The following is a 21,759-nucleotide window of genomic DNA, read 5'->3' as shown; positions in this document are numbered from 1 at the left end:
AACTATTCCTTAGTTAATTTTTCGTCGAGCAATTTCTTTTCTTTGCGTGGACATGCGGGGGGCCATTAAAAACCCCAGAAATCTGGGGCTTAACGATTCTTCAGAGTGAAAGGGTAAGCTGGTCTTCCCCGTAATTTGAGTTGGGGAATAAACCTTTAGGGACGGCATTTGCTTTCATGGGTAATACGTTATTGAGAAAGTGCTCTACTGCATCAAGCGTGGTGAAAGCACTGCCGCAGGAAAGGTTATTACATTGATGGTAGCTGCGTCTGACTTCGTTACTCAGCATCACGCTGGTTCGGGTTTTCGCGCTTGCGCCGCACTTTGGACAGGTAAACATGAGACACCACCGCTGTCTGATTCATTTAAACTTATTTTAAGATAAGTCTAAATATTAATCTACTCTGTTTCCCCGTCGTCCTCTTCTACATCATCCCAACTGGTTAACCTCACTTCCAGCTCAAGCACCGTCAAGAATCCGTTTTCGTCAATGGAATGGGTGACCCGGTGAATAACCCAGTCTGCCTGGTCGATAATGGGCTTAAACCCGCTGACGTTGGCATGCAATTCAGGGTATAAATCCTCTCTGCCGCGTGCCAGGGTAATACTGAATTCCGCCGCCCCTCGTTGCAACTCACGCCACTTTGCCGCCGCTGCCCGCTTGGCTGCTCTCTCGGTCTTGAAGGTTTTACGCATAACAAAAACGTTACCCTCCGCACCCTCCATGTAATCCCCCTCCTTTTTGCTTGAGGCAGGGGTAACGGCTACCGGCTTTTTCTTCCTGCGGCGTTTCACCGTTGTGGGCTTTTTCTTGCCAAAATTCAGATCCAGCCAGTAAGCCTGAACGCCCGTGTAGGCGTCGCGGTCGGCGATACGAAAAGAATGCCCATCGCCCGAGGCGCGAGTGATCATGACGGCAGGCAGTACGCGGCCACTTTGCGACACCCCCATGCCTGGCACGATGAAAAGTAATCGACCGTTCTTGATGGTCGCAATCGCGCCCAGCATTTCGGCCATGCGGGTTAAAAAACTGATATCTGACTCATTCGTTTGGTCAGCATGGTCAATCTCAATATCTTTTAGTGACGCGCTGACCGCCGGGATAAGGTCATAACGCCCTGCGATGGCCGAGACAACATCACTCACTTTGACGTTATGCCAGCTGTACTCACGTTTGACGTTAAAGCTCTCACGAAAATCGGCACTCCTGGCGGCAATAATCAGCCGGTCTGGCGGCCCTTGATGGGTGATTTCGTCGACCGTAAACACCCCTTTATCAACCAGTGGCTTACCGGCCCAGCCAATCGCCACGGCTATTTTCGCCCCCCTTGACGGCATAACAACCCGCCCGTCACTGTCGTCAATGGTCAGCTCCAGCCTGTCCGCCTCAAAGCCGCGATTATCCGTGAGTGACAAGGACATTAACCTTTCATCCAGCGCGGTCAGTACGACGCCGTCAATGGACAGCCGGTGATCGGGCTGCATGGATAAATCTTCATTCAACATAGTCAGCATAAATCCCCCTGCCTGTATCCTCGCTCGCGCGCATGAGCGCCGTCAGCCGCTAAGCGTTGTCAGCGGCCAGCGACAACCGGCACGACGTGAAAAGAAGCCTGCGCGGGTTGATGATGGTTTGCACGCATCAATCAGAGGCAAGAAAAGCATGGATAATTATCATCACGGCAGTTCGGTCAAGGAAACCACTGACCTGAGCACGCCCATTCGCGACATTGATACCGCCACCATTGGCGTTATCTGTACGGCGGATGATGCAGACGCTACGACGTTTCCACTCAATACCCCCGTTCTGCTCACTCGGGTACGCGATTACCTCGGCAAATCGGGCAAAACCGGCACGCTTTACACGGTCCTTAAGGCGATTTCTGACCAGTCCAGCCCGAAGGTTGTCGTTGTTCGCGTGGCACAGGCGAAAGGCGACGGGGCCACTACGCAGGACCAATTGACTATCGGCGGCGTAGGCGTGGATGGACGCTATACCGGCCTGTTTGCCTTGCTGACCGCCGAGCCTCGCATCGGGGAGCGTCCGCGCATTCTGGCCGCGCCTGGCCTTGACACCAAGCCGGTGGGCCTTCAACTGGCGGTGATCGCCGAGAAGTTGCGGGCATTTACCTATGTCGCCGCCAACGGCTGTAAAACTATTGCCGAAGCCAAGGCCTACCGTGAAGATTTCAGCGAGCGCGAAGTCATGGTGATTTACCCTGACTTTATTGCTTACGACAGCCAGAGCGCGGCAAACGTCGTCGTGCCGTCACCGGCTTATGCGGTCGGGCTGCGCGCCAAAATCGACGCAGACCAGGGTTGGCACAAAGTCCTGTCAAACGTTGCCGTGTCCAACGTTCTGGGCATTTCTGCGGATATCTATTGGACCCTTCAGGGCACCGACACGGACGCGGACGATCTCAACAGCAAGGGCATCACCACGCTGATTAAGCGCGACGGCTTCCGCTTCTGGGGTTCACGCACCTGTGACGCCGAGACGTTTATCTTTGAAAGTTACACCCGCACCGCGCAAATCCTCGCCGATACCATTGCCGAGGCGCATTTTGCCTACATCGATAAAACGCTGACGCCTTCACTGGCGAAGGACATCGTTGACGGCATCAATCGCAAAGGCTCCGCGCTGGTCACCGCCGGTAGGCTCCTCGGTTTCGCCTGCTGGTATGACAAAGCCGACAACGGGGCGGACACGCTGAGCAACGGGAAACTGACCATTCGTTATAAATACACGCCGGTTCCGCCGCTTGAGAATCTGAGTCTTATCCAGGAGTTCACGGACGAATACTTTGCCGTGTTCGACCAACTGGGCTAAGGAGAAACAACCATGGCACTACCAAGTAAACTTTTTGCGTTCAACGCCTTTGTCAACGGTAACAGCTACCTGGGCAAGGCCGAAGAGATCACGACGCCCAAACTGTCGCGCAAGACCGAAGACTATCAGGGAGCAGGCATGCCGATGGGCGTCTCGGTTCACCTTGGCTTTGAAACGGGCGCGGCAGACATGGAAATTACGCTGGGCGGCATTGACCCCCAGCTTATCAAAACCTACGGCAGCACCATTGACGGCGTGCAGCTGCGCTTTGCAGGGTCGTACCTGGACGACTCGACCGGCAACGCTATTCCCTGTGAGATTCAGACGCGCGGGCGCGTGCAGGAAATGGACTGGGGCAGCGCCAAATCTGGGGATAACACCTCCCACAAGTACTCGCTGAAAAATACCTACGTGAAAATCACCATTAACGGCGAAGAGGTATTCGAACTCGACGCCTTGAACATGGTCTGGATCGTGGGCGGCAAGGACATGATGGAGCAGCATCGGGCCAATATCGGACTGTAATTTTCTATTAACTCACCGGCGCAACCGCTGCGCCGGTTTACTGAGAGATAAACCATGCAAAAGACAATCACCCTGGGCTTTCCCGTGGTACGCGGCAAGACCGAAATCAAAGAAGTGACCATTACTGAAGCCATGCAGCAGACCGGCTCTCTGCGCGGCCTGAAACTTTATGACGTCATGACCAGTGACGTGGATTCGCTGATCAAGCTGCTGCCGCGCGTCACCAGTCCATCGCTGACCGAAGTTGAAGTGAGCCAGCTTAACGTGCAGGACTTCTCCCAGCTGGCCGCCGGTATTGCCGATTTTTTGGCACCGTCCTCGGCGTCGAGCGAGACAGCAGCGGGCGAAATTTAATCCGCTGTCCGGCGGTTGATACTGACGAACTTATCGCCGATATCGCCGTCGTTTTTCACTGGCAGCCGTCAACCTACGATGTGATGCCAGTGAGTGAATTTCTGACCTGGCATAAGCGTGCGTTGGCACGAAATGGACAGGAAGAATGACAGAACGTAACCTCAGCATTCGCGTAGCGTTCAGCGCTATCAACAACATCACCCGCCCGGTAAGCGCGGCGCAAAAAAGCGCCGCCTCGCTGGCATCCCAAATCAAATCCACGCAGACCAGCCTGAAGGGCCTTGAACGTCAGGCAAGCAGTTTTGACCGCCTGTCTAAAGCCTCTGAAACCACCGCGCGCCAACTTGCCGAAGCCCGTAAAAAAGCGGACGAACTGCGCACCGCGTTTGGCCCGGCAAAGCAACGCACGGACGAACAGACCGCGGCCCTCAAAAAACAGTCGGATGCCGTCCGGCAACTTTCCCGCGCGCGTAACGAGGAGCAGGCCAAGCTCGGCGCGCTACGCTCGGCGCTCATGCACAACGGCGTGCTGCTTCGCGGCGGCAGCAGCGCGACGGAGCAAATCAGCCGAAAAACAGCAGAATATAACCGGCAACTGGCCGAGCAGCAGCGGCGACTTGCCGCCGTCAGCCGTGCGCAGCAGCAGTATCAACGTGCGAAAGAAACCCGCGAGAAGCTGGAAAGCGGCGGCATGCGCGCGGTGGCGACCGGTGCGGCCATCACGGCGCCGGTCATTGGCCTGGTAAACAGTTACGCAAACTTCGAAGACTCCATGAAGGGCGTCGCCAAGCAGGTGAACGGGCTGCGGGATAATGACGGTACCCGGACGGCACAGTTTTATGAGATGCAGCAGGCTATCAAGGCGGCCAGCGAACAGCTCCCGATGCCGAACGGCGCAATTGACTATGCCGCCCTGGTCGAGGGCGGCGCGCGCATGGGCGTGGCCGAAGGTGACGACCCTTGGGACAAGCAGAAAAAAGACCTTTTGTCCTTCGCAACCACCGCCTCCATGGCGTCTGTCGCCTTTGAGCTTCCGGCCAGTGAGCTTTCCGAAAGCCTCGGTAAAATTGCGGGGTTGTATAAAGTCCCGACACAGAACATTGAACAACTTGGCGACGTGCTGAATTACCTGGACGACAATGCCAAGTCAAAGGGCGCGGACATTATTGACGTGCTCCAGCGCATCGGGGGTGACGCTGACAAGCTAGACTACCGCAAGGCCGCTGCGCTAGCCTCGACTTTCCTGACGCTTGGCACGGCACCCGAAATCGCCGCCAGCTCCACACACGCCATGGTGCGCGAACTGTCCATCGCCACACAGCAAAGCAATAACTTTATGGAAGGGTTGAACTCAATTGGACTTAGCGCTGATAAGGTTCAAAAATCCATGTCTGTCGATGCGATGGGCACAATCCTCACCGTTCTTGAACAGGTAAGTAAGCTTCCCAAGTCTAATCGTGATTCAGTACTGACTCAGATTTTCGGCAAGGAATTTGGCGGTTCGGCAGGCAAGCTCACGAACAACCTGCCTGAGCTGTACCGCCAATTACAGCTGGTAAATAGCGAAGCGGCCAAGGGGTCAATGCGCCGTGAGTCTGACATTAATATCGACTCTGTTAGTGCTAAATGGATGCTGACCAAAGCCAGTATGACCAATGCTTTCAGTAGCCTAGGCGAAACCTTGCGCGGCCCTGCCATGGAAGTCATGAAATATGCCACCGGCATGATCCAGCGCTTTCGCGCCTGGGCCGAAGCTAATCCGGCGCTGGTTGGATCACTGCTCAAATTGGCTGCCGCCGTGGGTGTCGCCATCGCCGTACTGGGCGCGCTTGCCCTAAGCGTTGCCAGCATTCTGCTCCCAATGGCTGCGGTGCGCCTGAGCCTTTCACTCCTGACCGGCGGGCGCGGCTTTGGCGGTCTTTTACCTTCACTCAGCGGGCTGACCGCTCGCCTTGGGCGACTTGCCCCGCTGTTGGCCGGTACAGGGCGCAGCGTTAAAGACTGGGGGCCGTTGTTCCGCTCAGCAGCGACGGCCGCCGCCGAGTTTGGCACGCGCATTTTGTCCATCGGTAAAACAGGCCTAAGCGCTGTTTCCCGCATGGGCAGCGCCACAGGCTCGGCGCTGAGAATGCTTTTCACAGCACCCGGCGCCGCACTGGCTGCGCTGGGTAATGGCCTGCGCACGCTTGCTACATCAGGTTTTGGCACACTTCTCACCGTGGGACGCAGTGTGCTGACCGTGCTAGGCGGTGGCCTCTCACTGTTGCTTAGCCCCGTATTTCTGCTGGTCGCTGCCCTGGCCGGTGCGGCGATCATGATCTGGAAATACTGGGAACCGATAAAGGCATTCTTCGGGGGATTCTGGACGGGACTTGTTGGCGCTATCGAACCCGTTAAGCAGGCGTTCGCGCCGCTTGAGCCTATTTTTGATGGCATAGGCAATGCCATTGGCCGCGTGTGGAACTGGTTTACCCAGCTGTTTGAGCCGGTCAGTTCCTCAGCGGAAACCCTGAAAGAATGCACGGAGGCGGGGCGGGTATTCGGCGAGGTTGTCGGCAAGGCCGTGTCGGGCGTGGTTGATGTTATTTTGAAAGTCGCCGAGGGGATAGGCTGGCTACTGAAAAAACTGGGCGCTATTCCCGAAGCGGCCAATGCGGCTAAAGAAGTGGCGAACACCATGGATGCCGTCGCGCCCCAGGCTAAAGCGCCGGTAGTGAACGTCTGGGATGAAAAAAATAAGAAGTTTATCCAACGCCCGTGGGCATTTTCATCGACTGACGGCGTGATCAATAACGGCAATAACGCCCCCAAAAGCACTCCACCGCCCAAACCGCCACTTTCGCCGCCCGTGGCTCCGGTCTCGTTAGCGCAGCTTAGCGGGCATAACAGCACGAAGAAGGAAAAGGGAGCTGGAACCGGAACCGGCACGCCCGATGCCGTCAGCGCGGCGGCACGTGACCCGGATAAGCTAGGTGATATTGTCTTTAAAAAACACCCGCCGGTCATGTCGGTTTATGGCGCTTATGATGAACCAAGGATTGCAGCCACCCAAAGCCCGGCGCAGTCGATTGGCGACCGGATAGGGGCGGCAGTTCGGGGGATCACTGGGAAGTTAACCGCATGGCCAGCACAGTCATTTCTGCCTGGTATTCCGGTTCCATCGGGTCGCGCGGCACAGTCACAACCGGCTGTGCTCGATAACGCGCTCGAGCCGATAAGCCTGACATTAAATTTCTATGAGAGTGCCAAGCTTGATGCAAAAGAGATCGCGGCAACCGTGCGCCGTGAACTGGCTGCACTACTGCGAGAACGCGATAACCGCAAACGTTCCCAACTCAAAGATAGGGAGTAAAAATTATGATGATGGCCTATGGCATGTTCGTGTTTATGCTCAAAACTGCGCCTTACCAGTCACTGGAGCAGGACACATCCTGGCGGCACGTTAAAAATGATCGCATTGGAAAATCGGCCAGTTGGCAGTATATCGGCACGGGGGAAGACAACATTACGCTCACGGGTACGCTGTATCCCGAAGTGACCGGCGGTGACGTCTCGCTAAGCGTATTGCGGACCATGGCTTACGGTGGGAAGCCGTGGCCCCTCATTGAGGGTACGGGCACGATTTATGGCATGTTTGTGATTGCCAATATCAGGGAGAACAGAACGGAGTTTATGAAGGACGGCAAAGCGCAGAAAATTGAATTTACCCTGAGTCTGAAAAAGGTTAGCGAAGACATTCGCGAGAAGCTGGCAGGCATTACCGCCGACGATATTCTTTCCCTGATTTAACTTCCCAGGCACTTACAAAAGCGCTGCAGCATAGTCGATGATGACTTTGCTGCAGCGACTTCTTTTACTCACTCAGGCGGTACGATACCAGCCCATCAATTTGATAAAGCTGTTAGTGATATCAATATTGCTGCCGTTACCGAGTGCGGACGTTTTGCCATTTACCACGTGGCCGTGCGGGCCTATATAAACGTCATGCTCATGTTCGGGCGCCTCCTGAATTAACCCCCCTTCATTTGCAGCGTAATCAATAGCCCAGCTCCGGCGACTAGATCCCCCTCCGTCAATAGACGTATTGCTTTCGGCATATTTTCCAGGATGGCCATGCCTACCGGCGGGCTTGGTCGTTTTCGTCCCCAAGTCGGAATCAGCAGCGGTTCCGGCAACGTCAATCTGAACATTCGGCAGATTATCTTTACCCAACTGGATGCTGTCCGCGCCGCCCGTGGTGAGCACGTCGCTGCCATCCTGTTTTCCCAGGCGAAGCGTTTTGTTTTCACCCAAGTAGCGCCACGTTGACCACGGCCATTTAACATTCGGGTCTATCTTTTGCTGAAATAATCGCACCGTGCCTACTGGGTTATCGTCTTCCCACACGTCGCGGATAGCGGTTTTCATTGCATCAGCCAGGGCTGTCTTTAAGGTTTCGGTCAGCGTACCGGCCACGCCGTCGGTGTAGTCCTGCGCGGCGTCCTGTGCCTTTTTCAGTTCGGCGGCCGTGGCGACGATAACTGACGGGTCAGCATTCAACTGCACGCTGGCCGCGCTGCTAACCGCAAGCCAAATGCGGATCACCTGGTGACGTCCGGCCCCCTCGGCCAACAAAGGCTTATAGGTTTCGGGGATGCTGGCGACAGCCAGGCACACCCCCGCGTCGTCGAACAAAGCCGCCTCGCGAAGGGTGAAGCCGCCCGCCTGCGAAGGAATAATAATTTCTGCCTGGATAATATTGCGACTTTTATCGACCAGCGTCAGGCTGTTGAGCGCCGACCGATAAACCTCGTTAACCAGCCCGACCGGCGTCGGGTCAAGCACGGGAACGCGGCCGCCCCCGTCCCCGACGGCCATAAAAGCGAACCCCGCCGGTGAGCCAGAAATAGTGGCCTGAGAAATCTTCTCCTCGCCAACCGCTGTCAGCTTCGACATAAAACGCTTTTCAGCCATGATTACCTTCTTATTGCTTTTCAGTCAGGGGGACAATTTGCCCATGCGGGATTAAATACGTGAAATTGAACGCAGGTAGAGCAGCTCGGCCTCGCCTTTCATTTCATCGGCGGTCAGCACCTGGCGCGGCCAAAACTCACCTATTGCGATTTCACCGCTGGTCAGCGTGCGGGAGTTCATCGACCCGTAGGTTACCGCCGCCTCGGTGGCCGTCTCAGCGGCGAGGTTCGTTGCCTTCGCAAATTTAAACTGCGCGGTCAAAGGCTCCGCATTCCCCGCTTTTACAACCAGCGTGACCAGTCCGGCGGCGTCGCGAGAGACAACGGCGTTAATGATATCGCCCGAGGCAAAATCAACCGGCACCGAGCACTGTTCTGCGAGGTTATCTTTTGCATCGGCAATGCTGCCTGACCAGGCACAAATGCGGTGATTGTTGCTGTCGTCAATGTACGCGGCAATGCAAAGCATGGGGGCCGACGTCAGCTCAGCGCCGTTCTGCGCGTAATAAAACGTCGCAATAGGATAAGTGCGGCGAAAAGCCTCTTTAACCTTGGTTATGTTTCTGAAGGAAACGGCCAGGCTAACCGGAATCCCGTCGGCAATCATGTATGACACCGGCACGGCCGCACGGATACCCGTTGCACTCACGCTATCCGCACCTGGCCCGACAAAGGAAAACAGGCCTTTTTTAAAGGTCAGTTTTTCCGGCGTTCGGGTGAGCACGGAGGTGATTTGCTTTGAAACCGCGTTATCCACGTTATTGAGCAATGACGTTGCGCTGTCTTTCCCGTAAAGGCCACGGTAGGCCATATTGACCTGTTGAGAACTTTTCAAAAAAGAAAGGTCTTTTAATACAGAGGTGAAATTCGTCGGGACGGTAATGTTTAATCCAGCCATTTTATAATCCTTACTTGTACCAGTTTAAATTTAACAGATGCGCTTTAATCACATTCTCGACAACGGCTTTATGGGCGGCCATATTTAAATGCGCGGCGTCCAGTGACAATGACGTCGCCTTATATCCCTGCGCCTGCATTGTCAGGTCGGATGGCGTGGGCGTGATCCCCGCATCAGTCCATATTTGCGCGCTGCACATATAATCCTGCGTATCGACATATAGCGGGCCGAACTTTTCCTTGCAGCGGCGATTCATTTCCGCGAGACGCGTTTTATAAATATCGTTGCCGTAAGCGCTATCATTAAATACGCCAATAACTACTACACGCTTAACCATTGTCGAAACGTGCATGACGGTTTTCACCACGTTATTAAAAATGGTATCCATCGTTATTTCAGGATTGGTGACCGCATCAAACTTTAAATCGTTTTTATACATCCACAGCAGCACGACGCCATCGCGATACGTCACGGGCAGGCTAGGAATAAAATCCTCCGGCCCTGATAGCGCGACGGCATCACCGGCGGCAGCTCGGGTAAAGCTCAGGGATTTTAACTGGTTGTCCCATTTCAAATTCCCCGCCACGCCGTGCAGCGTGCCGTCGTAGCTTTTCAAATAATTGCTGTAGTAATTGCTCGGCAACTGCTGGCACGCCACGGCGACACTGCCGGACGCAGGCAGCGTGTCGTCTGGAAATTTCAACGTAAACGGCACCGCACCAAATCGCGCCGCAACGTGAAACGAGGTTTCGCCGCCTTGCCCCTGATTGTTCCAGTCTGTTACGCCCAGCTCTGCCGCAAGGCGGGTGAAATTCACTCCGACGCCGCCCTGGGTGAAGGAAGACGATCCCCAGCCGGACATTTTCAGCATGTCAGGATTGACCGGCGATAAATTACCCTCGGCATCAAAATAGCGGTCATGCAAATTAAGCGCCTGGGGTGAAGAGGACTCGCCGCCCGTTACGATTTCTTCGGCATAAAGTTTTTTGATATACAATTCACTGTCTGTCGTGAGCGCGGCGGCAAAACCATTTTGCCCCATAACACTCCATGCCAGCCCGTAAGGATTATCGGTTAATGCATTACCGCCGACCGACGTAGAAACGGTATTAAGTACCCCTTCCTTTGTCAGCGCGAGGGCCAAGCCGTTTGCACCTAAAATAATAAAAGGCAGCTCGGACGATGAAAGTACACCGGCATTTTTAACGGATAACGTTCTTTCTGCTTCAAGAGCTTGAATAATTCCCCCTAAATCACCAATGTGAAAAATAACCCCGTTATTCCCTTTAATGGCAAAAGAGCCATCCGGCATTAACCCAAACATTTGCTTTAGGTTGTCGATTTCTTCCTGCTGCGGGTCGGGTGCCTTTTCCCAGGCACCGTTACTCCAGAAATATAAACTGCCGCTGCTCGCATCCATTGCCAGTGCATGGGCCGTCGTGGGGACAAAGGCCAGCAAAGTGGCAACGTCCTTAAACGCCATCGCCGAGCCTGCGGCATTGCTGTAGGCCACGGCAACGGCCTTGCCCCCGTCATTGCGGTAGTTAATAAAACTGATAAACCCACCGACGCCTTGCGCGACTCGGAATAATTGGCCTTTCGTGGTAGCGGCCAGCCCTGCACGCGTGCCATCCGGATCGGACTCAGTGATGTAAAACGTGAAGCCTCTCAAATCAGGATTATCATCAATCGCCGCTTTCAAATACTGCGTGCGGTTTGCCAGCTGCGCCGCCTGCACGTTTGCTACGCCATCCAATCCGCCCACAACGCGCTCGCCACGCTGGATTTGATGAATATTTTTTTCCCATAATGCTGACTCGTTAATGTTAGTCATCTAGCCTCTCCGAATACTGATAATTTGCATCGTAAGATGCTGTTCCGTTGTAAGAAATACTGTCATCAGGCTGATAATCTGACGGGTAAACAGTAAGAATATCGCCATCAAAACTGGCGGCTCCGATGTAGGCAAAGCCTGCCGTTCTCACCGAGAGGGTAAGCTGCGAGATATGGCGGCTCACCGGCCTTGCATCGCCTATCAGCCGCTCCAGCTCGTTAACCATGGCGGCGGTAATGCCTATCTCGTTAACGTCAATGCTCAGGCGAAACGTGCCTGCGGGGTCGGCAACCGTCCACCACTCCTGAATTGTCATGGTGTAGCCGAGGTTTTCGATAACGCGCCGAATGGCCGCGACCGTTCCCTTGCGCCGGTGAATGTAAAACGCGTCCTTCACTGCCTGGCGTTTTTCCGCCGCCGTCCACTTTTCATCCCAGCGATCGACAGAAAAAGCCCATGCCAGATAGGGCAGAAATTTCACCGGACATTTGTCAGGGTTCCACAGGTCACGCAGCGGCACGGCCAAATCACTGACGCCCGCACAGGCCTCGGCGGCGCGTCGCTCAAGCGGCGTTGAACCGGACGGCAGCAAGTCACTCATCAGAGCCGCCGGACGTGATGGTGTAGGCGGTGCAGTTTGCCGCCTGCGTCTTATCCAGCACCACGTCGGCAGACGGTGAGGCCAGCTCAACGCGCTGCACGCCCTGCGTGGTCAGTGCGGCATAAATTGCCGAGCGGCGGATGTCTCGCCCGAGGCGGCGCATCTCGTTGATGTAGGCCAGCAGGCGCTTTTTGGCGTCCGCTAAAATCGGCTCAATGGCTGGCCCTGGGTAAACGAATACCGTCGCCTCAATCTGATAATTCACAATCTTCGCCGACTGCACCGTGACGCGGTCAGCCACGGGGCGCACCTCGCCGTCATTGAGCGCGGCGCTCACCGTAGCCAGCAGCGCGGGGGAGGCGGTGCCGTCTCCGTCACGCGACAGGATGGTGACGATAACTTCCGCCGGTGCCGGACTGATTGCGGACGCATCGGCAACCAGCCCGCTGGCGCTGGCGGCATGGTATTCGTAAGCCCCCGTCGGCCCCGCAACGCTCATGCCCTCAAACGCGGCAGGGATGCGCTGGCGCAAATCGGCGTCGCTTTCCATCACGGCAGCAACCGGCGGCACGGCATCAACATCGGCGGGGATAATTATCAGGCGCTGCACGTTGTAGTTGGCGGCCAACTGCTCAAGGTCATTACTGAGGGCATAAGCCACCATCACCGCCTGCGCTGCCTCGTTTACCCGCTGGCGCAAAAGCACCTCACGGTAGGCGTTCTCCTGCAGCAACTTCACAATCGGCTCAGATTCCAGCGTAAGCGTGCGCGCAATGGCCGCCTGCTCACTTTCGGGGTAGAGGGAAACCAGCGTGGCTTTACGCTCGGCCAGGAGGGTTTCGTAATCCAGCGTTTCCACCACGTCTGGCGCGGGCAGCTGGGATAAATCGATAACTGTGCTCATACGCCTCCCGTTAGCATGATATCGGTCGTGACAGCGCTTAACTTGTCGCTGCGCTGTGAGGTTATTGTCATGGTGAGTGCGCCCTGTTCACTGCGTGCAAAGCTCACCGAAGAAGGCGTGATCCGAGGCTCCCATCGCCAAAGGGCGATCACTGCGGCGGATATCAGCCGCAGGCGCGTAACGTCGTTGTCTGGCTCGTCAATCAGTGACGGTATGGCAGAGCCGTATTCCCTGCGCATAACACGGCTTCCCAGGGGCGTCATGAGAATGTCGGCAATCGACTGCCGCAGATGCGCTTCATCCTCGCAAGCTTTGCCGGTTGTGCTGTTCATGCCTTTCCAGTTACTGGTCATACCGGGCCCTCAGAAATGTCAGTGCCTTTTTTGACCCCTTTATGTGCGTGATCGTCAACTACGATGCCGTTGGAACTCATCGCGCCACCGCCCTGGATAACCTCGCCATTAATCACTACCTCGGCGGCATTGATGATCAGGCGCGCCAGTTCCAGGGTGAGCGTACCGCTGGCCGACAGCAGCGCGCCTTTAATGCCTTCGCACCGGCGCATGCCGCTGGCAGGGTCATAGCTTTCCCTGGCCCCGTCCGGGTACGTGGTGACGCGTGACGTCAGGCCCGAATCAGGAGGAAGCGCGTCGCTGGCGTACAGGCTGAACGCAATAAACGCGTTTTCCAGCTCCCCGCCAGGCGAAAGGATCACAACCTGTTCGCCCACAGAAGGTGCCCACCACGTCACGCCGTCGCCCGCGCGCTGTGCGCCCCAACGTATCCAGTCGGTTTCATTTGCACCCGTCTTTACCCGTGCAACGTATTTCACAGGGTCAACCTCACTGACCGTGCCGACGCGGATCAGGTTCATCAGTAATCTGTACAGCTCGGCGATTGTCATTGCGTTGCGCCTTCTAATGCGCTGAATACGGCGTCAGCGATGGATTCAATGTCTTGCTCCGTCAGGCCCAGTAACTGCCTGGCGGGATACTTGGCGCTCGCACGGTGAGCGACCTGGTCAGTCAGGCCATACTGGTGAACTCGGGCAATCTTGGCCGCACTCCCTTTAAAGCCCACCACGACCGCATCCGGGTAAGCGTCAGCCCGCAGGAATCGCGCGGCGCGCAGCTTGCGAAACATCGGATTCTTTGACGTTTTGGCTGTTGTTTTCCTGGCTAAATCAATACTCAGATAGCGCTCAATGTCGGCACGCAGAAAGGAGCGAATACCGCCCTTTTCTTCATCAAAGCCGGTGATCATTCTGTCCCCGTAGCGCCCCTTGCTGTGACGCCAGTTCCTTAAGCGCCTGACTTCACCGTCACGTATAAAGCTGACCCCGCCCTGGGTGCCCAGCGTCTTCTTTTTACGGGCTTCAAAGGCCGTGCCGTCGGGGTTTTTCTGCTGGCCGATGCGCTTTTGCTGGCTGCGGCGAAGGTCACCCGCGATACGGCGGGCCATGGCGCGGCGCGTAGTCGGTTTTGTCACCCCCACGACGTCACGCAAAAGGGCGTCAAGCTCATGAAACAAGGGGGTCTCAGACATTACGGACCCTCCGGCAGCGTTACTTCATCGCCGTCAGCGGCCTTGACCAATATTTCGGACCACTGACTGCCCGGCTCGTCTTCAAAATGCCTCGGCTGGTCGCGGTGCGTGACCGTCACCTTGCCGTCAGGGTCTTTAGTCACGATGACCAATTCGCTGGCCTTGATGACATACAAGATATCGGCGGTATCGTTATTCAGGATCTCCGCCTCGAAGCCAATCCCGTCTTCACGTTTGGCCGGGTTAAACAGCAGCTCCGGCTGATGGACATATGCCCAGGCGAGTATCGGGAGGGTGAGGTCATCAATATTGCCGGGGTAATCCATCGCCAACACGTTGAGGTCATACACGTAGGTAAACGATGGCGACGGCCCGCCGGTGGAAATCACCTGCGCCTTTTTGACGTAGACCTCTAATTGGTCGGGGTTTTCACGGAAAAATTGATTGTGTGCGACGATTTGCGCGCGCAGTAATTCAGCCTTTAACATATTCCCCTCCCGTTTGGGTTCGCCGTTTTTCGAGAGTAACCACCGCCGCCTTGTCCTTGTTCGCACTGTCCAGCGCGTCGAGCAACGCATCGGCCCATATCACCGCTTCGCCGTAGGTCAGATGCTCACCGCTTAACGGCGGGTAGGGCACCGGCGTGGGTTGCAGGATTTCCGCCGGTAGTGCCAGGCACTGCGCGGGCACGGTCACGCGCTGCACGGTCGAGCAGGCGGCGCTCAGCAGCAGCAGGCACAAACACGACAGCGCAGCGGTCACCCTGCAAATCATTGCGCAGCGCGGTGCGGCGCGTTTCACCTTCCTGCCTGTCACGTTCTTTTTCATCGGCTCGGCCTTGCGTTATGTCGTTGAATATTTTCAGCGTGTACTGCACGTTTTTAATCACGGCCTCGGTACTGTCAGCCCGCGCATTCGCCTGCCTGAGCGCCTCGTTTGCGTCAGCCGCGCGATGCCACAGAAACCCGCTGGTCACCACGGCCAGCACGGCGATAACTGACATCAGCAGCAGCGGCGACAGCCTGACCGGCATCATGTCACCGGCTCCAGGCACATCACGCGTTCGGCTTCGCGGCGCTTAACCAGCCCTGGGAGCTTTCTTCCGCCGCCGTTCACAAAATCGGGCAGGCGGTTACACATGGCAGCCCAGCTGCGCGCCTGTGCATGCTTCCAAATTGTGGTGCGCTGGCGCACGCCCCGGCTGTCGGTAAACCACATCAGCCCAAGACACCCCATGTTGAATGCCGCTGACGCCATGGCGTCGAACTGGTTCTGGTTCATCTCGTCGCCATGGAAATTTTTATTGATGCAGCGCTCGGCGCGTTGAAGGTCTTCTACCCACATCGCGGCGATTTCCGCATCACTGTAGAGATGCGACACACTGATGCCGGACGTCGAACCAATCCCCGCCGTCAGCACGTTGGCCGGGCAAAGGTAAGGGTCACGCCGACAGCCTTCCGCGTCGCCAATCAGCTCAAGCCCGCGCACGCTGGTGCGCACCTCTCCGGCGTACTTCACGCCCACAATGCTGATGATTGCCGCCACGAGGCAGGCCGCCGCTTTTTTCTTTATGCTCATGGCGTTGACCGCCTCTTTTCAGTTCGTGCCATATCCTGCAAGGTGCACACCACGTCATTCATGTTGTGCTGCGTCGCCCTGGCTGCCAGATCTTCAAGAATGGCCGTGCGTTTTTCTTCTTCCTTCTCGACCCGCCGCTTATGGCTTTTGTTAAGGCGATAAGTCAGCACGCCTAAAACAATCCCCGCCAGCATTGACCACTGCGCCAGTGACACGATCCCAATCGTGGTCAGAAACGCCGAAGGCAGGTAAGACAGAAAGGCCGTCAGGCGCTCCATGCTTAATCCCATAGCTGTACTATCTCCGCTTTGTTTTCCGTGTCGGCGGCAAGCTCAGGCAGGGTGATAACCTGACCGGCCATGAGTAACGGGCCGCGTTCGCAAAGCCCCGGATTGGCACTCAGCACGGCCTCTGTCACGCCCGCCGTTTTGCCGTAATGGCGATAACACACAAGGTCCAGCGTATCCCCTTGCAAGGCCATGACGTCCATCAGACCAGCTCCGCCAGTCCGCGACTGAGGTTCTGGATATCGCGTATTGCCCAGTTACCGTCCCGCCATAGCGTGTCAATCTGCGAGGTCAGCGCCTGGGCATGCTTCTCACCCTGTGCCGTGGTGTCAAAATCCCGATAGCCTTCGGTTAACAGCGCCTTGGCGATGGTGTACACGGCGCGGCGATAGCGAAAAACCAATACCGTTGTGTCGTTAATCACCTCTGCGGGCACGTCTTCAAGGGCGGCGTAGCCTGCCTGGTTGAATTTCCAGTCAGCCAACTGCTGATTCACGTACACCACCGCCTCGGTGGCCGACTCATTGAGCCGGTCAGTCGTGACCAGGCCGTTAAGCCGCATCCTGAGACGCAGGTCAGCCAGGCGTATTTCGGGCCAAAAGGGGCCGCTGGTGACTTTTGCGCCGCCGTCGTTGATGTCATCGGCGTTCCCTTCGAGGGGGTTAATTGCTGCTTTGGCTACCAGGCTCATACGTTCACTCTCAACAGGTCGGGCGGTGGACGGCATGAAGTCCTACAACGAAGTTGATCACTTCCGCCGTGCCGCCCTGGTGCGCGGGGGCACATTCTTTTACTCAGCAGCGCTGTCCGTCTTCCGGGCTGCTGGCTTTTTAGGCTTCGCCGTGGCGGTTTTCTTGGCCGTTGGCTGGCGTTTTGCTTTTGCCGGTACTGCCTTCGGCTCCGGCTCCGGTTCTGGCTCCGGTTCCGGCTCGGGTTTTTCCTCGGCCTTTTTCAGCAGTCGTGTAAGCAGCTCAATGTCACGCTTGACGCCAATGTCGCTGAATTCAGCAATGGCTTTTTGCAGATACTCCAGGGCTTCTGGCTGGGTGGCTTCTGTCGTGCGCAGCGTGTAACCGATGGCTTTCCACAGCTTGGCACGGACCGCTTCCGGGGCATCTTCATTGGCCGTCAGACCGTCGAGCGCCTTCAGTAAATCCACATTCACCGTCGCCACGTTGGGCGCGGCCTTAAAGGCGGCGAGCACGGGGTCACAAATTTCGTCCATCAGCGTCACGGCGGCGGTGCGGTTGAACTTGTCCGGCATCGAAAGCTTGTGGCGAATGACGTATTCCCCGATGCGCAAGGCCTCGGCGATGTTTCCGGCGTCAATATGCCAAAGCATGACGCGGGTCAGCACGTCGTCTGCCTGGCCGCTGTCGGCGGCAAGCGTGCCGTCTACCCAGCCCTGATAGTCAGGCAGCAATTTTTGCTTTTCTTCGGCCTTGGCCTTGTTTGCCTGAATGCCCTTCAGGCGGTTCTGGTCGATGCGCAGCCGGTGCAGGATTTGCTCATAGGCCGTCTGGTCAGCCAGCGTGCTGGCCCCGTTGCCACGGTTTTGCGCCATGACGTTTTCAAAGTGCTTTCTTGCCGGTGTCAGCATGATGTTTCCCCCGAAGGCCGGGGAAAACGCCCCCGGCATGGTGTTTATGATTTACTTGCCACCGGCTTAAGCTGCTGCCCAGGTGATGTTTTCAATCAGGCAGCCGAAGCCGTAATCTTCAATGACAAACGCATCATTGGACGATTCGTAGGTCGTGACGCGGTTGAACTCCGGCTCCTCCTTGAGCATCCGGCGCTGTTTTTCTTCCTGCCAGTAAATCGACAGGTTAGAGAGCGAGGTGATGAACATCGCGTGGTCCGGGAAGAACGGCGCGATAAAGGTCGGCATATTGCCAATCTGTTTGCGGGACAAAATCAGCTGACCGGCCAGCGCTTCGCTGTTCGGGTTGTTCTCGCTGATGCCGTTAATCAGCGGGAACTCGCGGGAGGTGACGATATTACGGCCACAGACCACCACCAAATCCGGCGAGGACTTGTACCATTCATCCAGCAGCGAGCTGGTTGCGTCATAGGCCAACGCATCCAGACTGCCGTACATGCCTTTGGCAAGGATTTTGTTGGCGTCGTCGCGACTGGTCAGCGTGACGTTTTTCATGACCCGCGCGGCCGCGTTGGTGCGGTACTTTTGCAGCCAGCCGATATTGACGTCTTGCAACAGCGGGTTGGCGGTTAAATCCGACTTATCGGCACGGCGGGTGCCGTTAAAGCCAATCATGATGCGGTCAAGCGCGCGGCGTTTGATGATCTGATTAGTAATACGCTGCTGAAAGTCCGGGAACTTTGCCCACATATCCAACTGCGAATACGGAATATAGGTGTCGTAGTTGGTCTGTTCGCAGCGGTATTTGTCATCGTCCAGGGTAAGAATGGAGCGCGGCTCCCGGCGGTCGGTATTACCTGAATTTGCACTGGCCACCGGCCCGCTGATACCGAGGCCCAGCTTCTGACCTTCCTGCTCAGGCACGCCGACCACGTTGATCTTTTGCAAAAACTCGCTAGACAGCTGCACCTTGTCTTCCAGCGTTTGCGAAATGCTCGGCGCGATAGCAAAGTGTTTATCCACGTGCTGCGCGGATACGCCGTTAAGCTGCGCCTGGCGCTGGTTGTACAGGTCCCATTTCAGGCGGGTTTCGTTCTTCATGATATCTTTCCTTACGCTCAAATTCGGTTAATGGCTTGCGGTCTTAGCAGTCAGCCAGAAGGGTCTGATCGGCACCGTTGGCACCGCCGTGTGACGGTGGACGTTGGTTGAAATTGCCGTCCTGTTTTTCCAGCTTCGCCGTCAGGGCGGCCAGGTCATCCGTGACTTTTTGCAGTGCGTCTTTGTCGGCAAACTTGACCTGTTGCTGACCAAAAACCTCAATACGTTCCAGCGTATCGGCCTGCGACTGTGCAACCAGTTCCACCGCGTCGCGGATCTCTGCGGCTTCGGCGGAAAACTGGCGCTGGCCTTTGTTTAATAAACCCTTAACGAGAGAGAAGAAGTTTTTACCGGTTTCGGTAGCAGGCGCATCGGCTTCAAATTCAATAACGACCTCTGTCGCGGCACTGAACAAACAGGACGGATGCGTTTTACGGTCGGCCAGCGGGTTAACCTGGCTGCTGGCGCAGAACTGAAGCATTTCAGTGCCCAGGCTTGCCGGTGAGTCAGTGAACGCCAGGCCCATCAGGTACGCGACGCCGGTATCGGCAAACGCAGGGTTAATTTCAATGCTGCTGTAGATTTTTTGGCGTGACTTATTCAGCTCGACCAGCTCGTCGGTGGCGTCAATCTGCGCATAGAGACCCAGCTTGCCTTTTAATGGGCCATCGCTGGTGTCATCCTCAGCCTTGAGTGCCAGCACATCCCCGTACATGCGAAATACGCTGTCAGGGAAAAGGCTTCGCATGTGCTCAAGATTGCAGCGCGCCCCAAAAACCTGCGGGTTATAGCTTTTCGCCATTTGCTCAATGTGCTGGCGTTCCAGCGTTCGGCCGTCACATGTCGCTCCTTCTACCGCCACGCGGAAATATTTAGACTTTGGCATCGTTCAAACTCCGGTTAATTAGTGGTGTCTTCACCCTGTGCCCCTATATTCAATCGCGCAGCAACTCCGCGCCACATATAGGAATTGTCAGCGGCCAGCGACAATCTCCGGTGATATTCCTGCCCCCGCGCACGCGATAGCCTGTACTCATGAAAACCACGACCGATCCCCGCATCGAAGCCAAAAGCCTTTACTGGCAGGCTTACAGCATCCCCCAAATCGCACAGCGGCTTAGGGTGAGTGCCAACACGATTTACTCCTGGCGACGTCGCGACGCCTGGGACGCTGCCACGTTCATTGAACGCGCGGTGGAGCGGACCGAGGTTCGCTATCTGCGGCTGATTGAAAAGGAGGACTTAAGCGCCCAGGACTACAAGACGATTGATTTACTTGGGCGACAGATGGCCCGGCTGTCGCGCGATGAGCGCAAAGAAAAGCAGCTTGAGAAAAAGGAGAAGGCACCTAAAAACCACTTCAGCGCGGAGCAGGTTGCCGAGCTGCGCGCCCTGGTGATGGAGTCGCTCTATGAACATCAAAAGCGCTGGTATAAGCAGAGGAATCTGCGTAACCGCTTCATTCTGAAATCGCGCCAGATTGGGGCCAGCTGGTACTTTGCACGCGAGGCGCTGCTCAGGGCGCTGGAAACCGGCACGAACCAGATTTTCCTGTCGGCCTCCCGCGCCCAGGCGTTCCAGTTCAAGAAATTCATTATTTTTCTGGCGCGCAGCATTGGCGTAGAGCTGAAAGGCGGGGATGAAATTATTTTATCCAACGGGGCGACGCTGTATTTTCTCGGCACCTCAGCGGCCACCGCGCAATCCTATACCGGCGATCTCTATTTTGATGAGGCGTTCTGGGTCGCTAACTTCCTGAATCTGCGAAAAGTGGCGGCAGGCATGGCGACACACGTCGGCTTGCGGCGTACCTATTTTTCAACGCCGTCCAGCGAAGAGCATGAAGCCTATGAGTTCTGGTCCGGGAACCTGTTCAACAGCGGGCGAGGCAAGAAAGACAGGGCGGAATTAGACCTTAGCCATAAGGCACTGAAGGACGGGAAGCTGTGCGGGGACAATATCTGGCGCCAAATTGTGACGGTGCAGGACGTTATCGATCAGGGCTTCACGCTGATTGACCTGGAAGAGATCGAGAACGAAAACAGCCCGGATGAATTCGATAACCTGTATCGCTGCATCTTTGTCAAACAGGGGGAAAGGGCATTTAACTATAACGCGCTGATAGGCTGCGGCGTGGACGGTTACAGCGGCATCTGGCCGGACTGGAACCCTTACGCCCCGCGCCCGCTGGGCAACCGCAAGGTATGGATAGGCTATGACCCTAACGGCAACAGCGACAAGGGGGACAGCGCCGGTCTCGTCGTCCTGGCTCCGCCCATGGTGGCCGGTGGCAAGTTCCGTGTCATTGAGCGCCATCAGCTGCGCGGCATGGAGTTTGAAGAGCAGGCGAACTTCATCAAACAGCTGACCCATATTTATGACGTCCAGCATATCGATATAGACGGGACCGGCATTGGCGAGGCGGTGTATCAGCTGGTTGTGAAGTTTTTCCCGGCGGCACAAAAGCATACCTATACCCCGGCAGTTAAACGCCAGTTGGTACTGAAAGCACAAATGGTTATTCGCGCCGGACGCTTTGAATATGACGCGGGGATGATGGATGTCGTGACCAGCTTCATGACCATCAGAAAATTTATCACGCAGGGCGGCCAGACCTCCTATGCCTCTGACCGCAAGCGCGGCAGCAGTCACGGTGACCTGGCGTGGGCGACCATGCACGCCCTGCAAAATGAACCGCTGGGCAATGATGCCGGCAGCGGTAATGACAGTTTCGTTGAGGAGTTTTAACC

The 21,759-nt window shown here is 56.2% G+C and carries 27 protein-coding genes; 7 read left to right on the top strand and 20 right to left on the bottom strand.

The features are described from left to right. Positions 1-100: 100 nt before the first annotated feature. Positions 101-340, bottom strand: a complete 240-nt coding sequence (locus GA565_RS19880; protein ID WP_084982912.1) for an ogr/Delta-like zinc finger family protein — start codon at positions 338-340, stop codon at positions 101-103. 59 nt (positions 341-399) lie between these two features. Further along, positions 400-1,506, bottom strand: coding sequence for a phage late control D family protein (locus tag GA565_RS19875; protein WP_152201655.1), 1,107 nt, complete (start codon positions 1,504-1,506; stop codon positions 400-402). Positions 1,507-1,663: 157 nt separating this feature from the next. Here GA565_RS19875 and GA565_RS19870 point away from each other — a divergent pair, with 157 nt between their 5' ends. The 6 genes from GA565_RS19870 (at position 1,664) to GA565_RS19845 (ending at position 7,498) form a co-directional block, all read left to right on the top strand. Continuing rightward, positions 1,664-2,830, top strand: coding sequence for a phage tail sheath subtilisin-like domain-containing protein (locus GA565_RS19870; RefSeq protein WP_152201653.1), 1,167 nt, complete (start codon positions 1,664-1,666; stop codon positions 2,828-2,830). A gap of 12 nt (positions 2,831-2,842) precedes the next feature. Then, positions 2,843-3,355 carry a phage major tail tube protein gene (locus GA565_RS19865; RefSeq protein ID WP_152200305.1) on the top strand — a complete coding sequence of 171 codons (513 nt, stop codon included), beginning with the start codon at positions 2,843-2,845 and terminating at the stop codon, positions 3,353-3,355. 54 nt (positions 3,356-3,409) lie between these two features. Continuing rightward, the gene (locus tag GA565_RS19860; protein WP_152200303.1) at positions 3,410-3,709 is read left to right on the top strand and encodes a phage tail assembly protein; all 300 of its coding nucleotides are present in this window, start codon (positions 3,410-3,412) and stop codon (positions 3,707-3,709) included. Positions 3,710-3,792: 83 nt separating this feature from the next. Continuing rightward, entirely contained in the window at positions 3,793-3,858 is a 66-nt protein-coding gene (locus tag GA565_RS24975) for a hypothetical protein (protein ID WP_370518112.1), read from the top strand. Next, positions 3,855-7,061: a phage tail tape measure protein gene (locus GA565_RS19850; RefSeq protein WP_152200302.1), complete on the top strand. Its 3,207-nt coding sequence runs from the start codon at positions 3,855-3,857 to the stop codon at positions 7,059-7,061. Before GA565_RS24975 ends, GA565_RS19850 begins: the two co-directional genes overlap by 4 nt. Before the next feature lie 5 nt (positions 7,062-7,066). Beyond that, a complete protein-coding gene (locus GA565_RS19845; RefSeq protein ID WP_152200301.1) occupies positions 7,067-7,498 on the top strand; it encodes a phage tail protein in 432 nt (143 codons plus the stop codon). A 72-nt stretch (positions 7,499-7,570) separates the two neighbouring features. Here the strand turns inward: GA565_RS19845 and GA565_RS19840 are convergent, their stop codons facing one another. From GA565_RS19840 to GA565_RS19760, 18 genes are all read right to left on the bottom strand, one after another. Continuing rightward, entirely contained in the window at positions 7,571-8,662 is a 1,092-nt protein-coding gene (locus GA565_RS19840) for a phage tail protein (RefSeq protein ID WP_152200299.1), read from the bottom strand. A 51-nt stretch (positions 8,663-8,713) separates the two neighbouring features. Next, a complete protein-coding gene (locus tag GA565_RS19835; RefSeq protein ID WP_152200297.1) occupies positions 8,714-9,559 on the bottom strand; it encodes a hypothetical protein in 846 nt (281 codons plus the stop codon). A gap of 10 nt (positions 9,560-9,569) precedes the next feature. Next, positions 9,570-11,393, bottom strand: coding sequence for a hypothetical protein (locus GA565_RS19830; RefSeq protein WP_152200295.1), 1,824 nt, complete (start codon positions 11,391-11,393; stop codon positions 9,570-9,572). Next, on the bottom strand, positions 11,386-11,997 hold the full coding sequence (locus GA565_RS19825; RefSeq protein ID WP_152201651.1) for a phage tail protein I: 612 nt from the start codon (positions 11,995-11,997) through the stop codon (positions 11,386-11,388). Before GA565_RS19825 ends, GA565_RS19830 begins: the two co-directional genes overlap by 8 nt. After that, positions 11,987-12,898 carry a baseplate assembly protein gene (locus tag GA565_RS19820; protein ID WP_152200293.1) on the bottom strand — a complete coding sequence of 304 codons (912 nt, stop codon included), beginning with the start codon at positions 12,896-12,898 and terminating at the stop codon, positions 11,987-11,989. The genes GA565_RS19825 and GA565_RS19820 overlap by 11 nt, the downstream gene beginning before the upstream one ends. Further along, a complete protein-coding gene (locus GA565_RS19815) occupies positions 12,895-13,251 on the bottom strand; it encodes a GPW/gp25 family protein (RefSeq protein ID WP_226951002.1) in 357 nt (118 codons plus the stop codon). The genes GA565_RS19820 and GA565_RS19815 overlap by 4 nt, the downstream gene beginning before the upstream one ends. Then, positions 13,248-13,802 carry a phage baseplate assembly protein V gene (locus GA565_RS19810; protein ID WP_152200291.1) on the bottom strand — a complete coding sequence of 185 codons (555 nt, stop codon included), beginning with the start codon at positions 13,800-13,802 and terminating at the stop codon, positions 13,248-13,250. Before GA565_RS19810 ends, GA565_RS19815 begins: the two co-directional genes overlap by 4 nt. After that, the gene (locus tag GA565_RS19805; protein WP_152200289.1) at positions 13,799-14,443 is read right to left on the bottom strand and encodes a phage virion morphogenesis protein; all 645 of its coding nucleotides are present in this window, start codon (positions 14,441-14,443) and stop codon (positions 13,799-13,801) included. The genes GA565_RS19810 and GA565_RS19805 overlap by 4 nt, the downstream gene beginning before the upstream one ends. Next, positions 14,443-14,931, bottom strand: coding sequence for a phage tail protein (locus GA565_RS19800; protein ID WP_152200288.1), 489 nt, complete (start codon positions 14,929-14,931; stop codon positions 14,443-14,445). Before GA565_RS19800 ends, GA565_RS19805 begins: the two co-directional genes overlap by 1 nt. After that, complete coding sequence (locus GA565_RS24670; protein WP_193311940.1) at positions 14,918-15,082, bottom strand: hypothetical protein; 165 nt, start codon at positions 15,080-15,082, stop codon at positions 14,918-14,920. The genes GA565_RS19800 and GA565_RS24670 overlap by 14 nt, the downstream gene beginning before the upstream one ends. Then, positions 15,057-15,479 (bottom strand): hypothetical protein, encoded by a 423-nt coding sequence (locus GA565_RS19795; protein ID WP_152200286.1) that lies wholly within the window; start codon positions 15,477-15,479, stop codon positions 15,057-15,059. Before GA565_RS19795 ends, GA565_RS24670 begins: the two co-directional genes overlap by 26 nt. After that, entirely contained in the window at positions 15,476-16,015 is a 540-nt protein-coding gene (locus GA565_RS19790) for a lysozyme (protein ID WP_370518111.1), read from the bottom strand. Before GA565_RS19790 ends, GA565_RS19795 begins: the two co-directional genes overlap by 4 nt. 2 nt (positions 16,016-16,017) lie before the next feature. Further along, a complete protein-coding gene (locus GA565_RS19785) occupies positions 16,018-16,311 on the bottom strand; it encodes an HP1 family phage holin (protein WP_084982890.1) in 294 nt (97 codons plus the stop codon). Next, a complete protein-coding gene (locus tag GA565_RS19780) occupies positions 16,302-16,511 on the bottom strand; it encodes a tail protein X (RefSeq protein WP_152200282.1) in 210 nt (69 codons plus the stop codon). Before GA565_RS19780 ends, GA565_RS19785 begins: the two co-directional genes overlap by 10 nt. Beyond that, entirely contained in the window at positions 16,511-16,999 is a 489-nt protein-coding gene (locus tag GA565_RS19775) for a head completion/stabilization protein (protein WP_152201648.1), read from the bottom strand. Before GA565_RS19775 ends, GA565_RS19780 begins: the two co-directional genes overlap by 1 nt. Positions 17,000-17,098: 99 nt before the next feature. After that, entirely contained in the window at positions 17,099-17,908 is an 810-nt protein-coding gene (gene gpM / locus GA565_RS19770) for a phage terminase small subunit (protein ID WP_152200280.1), read from the bottom strand. Positions 17,909-17,974: 66 nt separating this feature from the next. Next, positions 17,975-19,009 carry a phage major capsid protein, P2 family gene (locus tag GA565_RS19765; RefSeq protein WP_152200278.1) on the bottom strand — a complete coding sequence of 345 codons (1,035 nt, stop codon included), beginning with the start codon at positions 19,007-19,009 and terminating at the stop codon, positions 17,975-17,977. A 43-nt stretch (positions 19,010-19,052) separates the two neighbouring features. Then, positions 19,053-19,895: a GPO family capsid scaffolding protein gene (locus GA565_RS19760; protein ID WP_152200276.1), complete on the bottom strand. Its 843-nt coding sequence runs from the start codon at positions 19,893-19,895 to the stop codon at positions 19,053-19,055. Positions 19,896-20,044: 149 nt separating this feature from the next. Here GA565_RS19760 and GA565_RS19755 point away from each other — a divergent pair, with 149 nt between their 5' ends. Then, on the top strand, positions 20,045-21,757 hold the full coding sequence (locus tag GA565_RS19755) for a terminase large subunit domain-containing protein (RefSeq protein WP_152200274.1): 1,713 nt from the start codon (positions 20,045-20,047) through the stop codon (positions 21,755-21,757). Positions 21,758-21,759: the final 2 nt, after the last annotated feature.

This window comes from Rouxiella sp. S1S-2 (assembly GCF_009208105.1).
Lineage (GTDB): Bacteria > Pseudomonadota > Gammaproteobacteria > Enterobacterales > Enterobacteriaceae > Rouxiella.
This window is presented reverse-complemented; position numbering and strand designations above follow the sequence as displayed.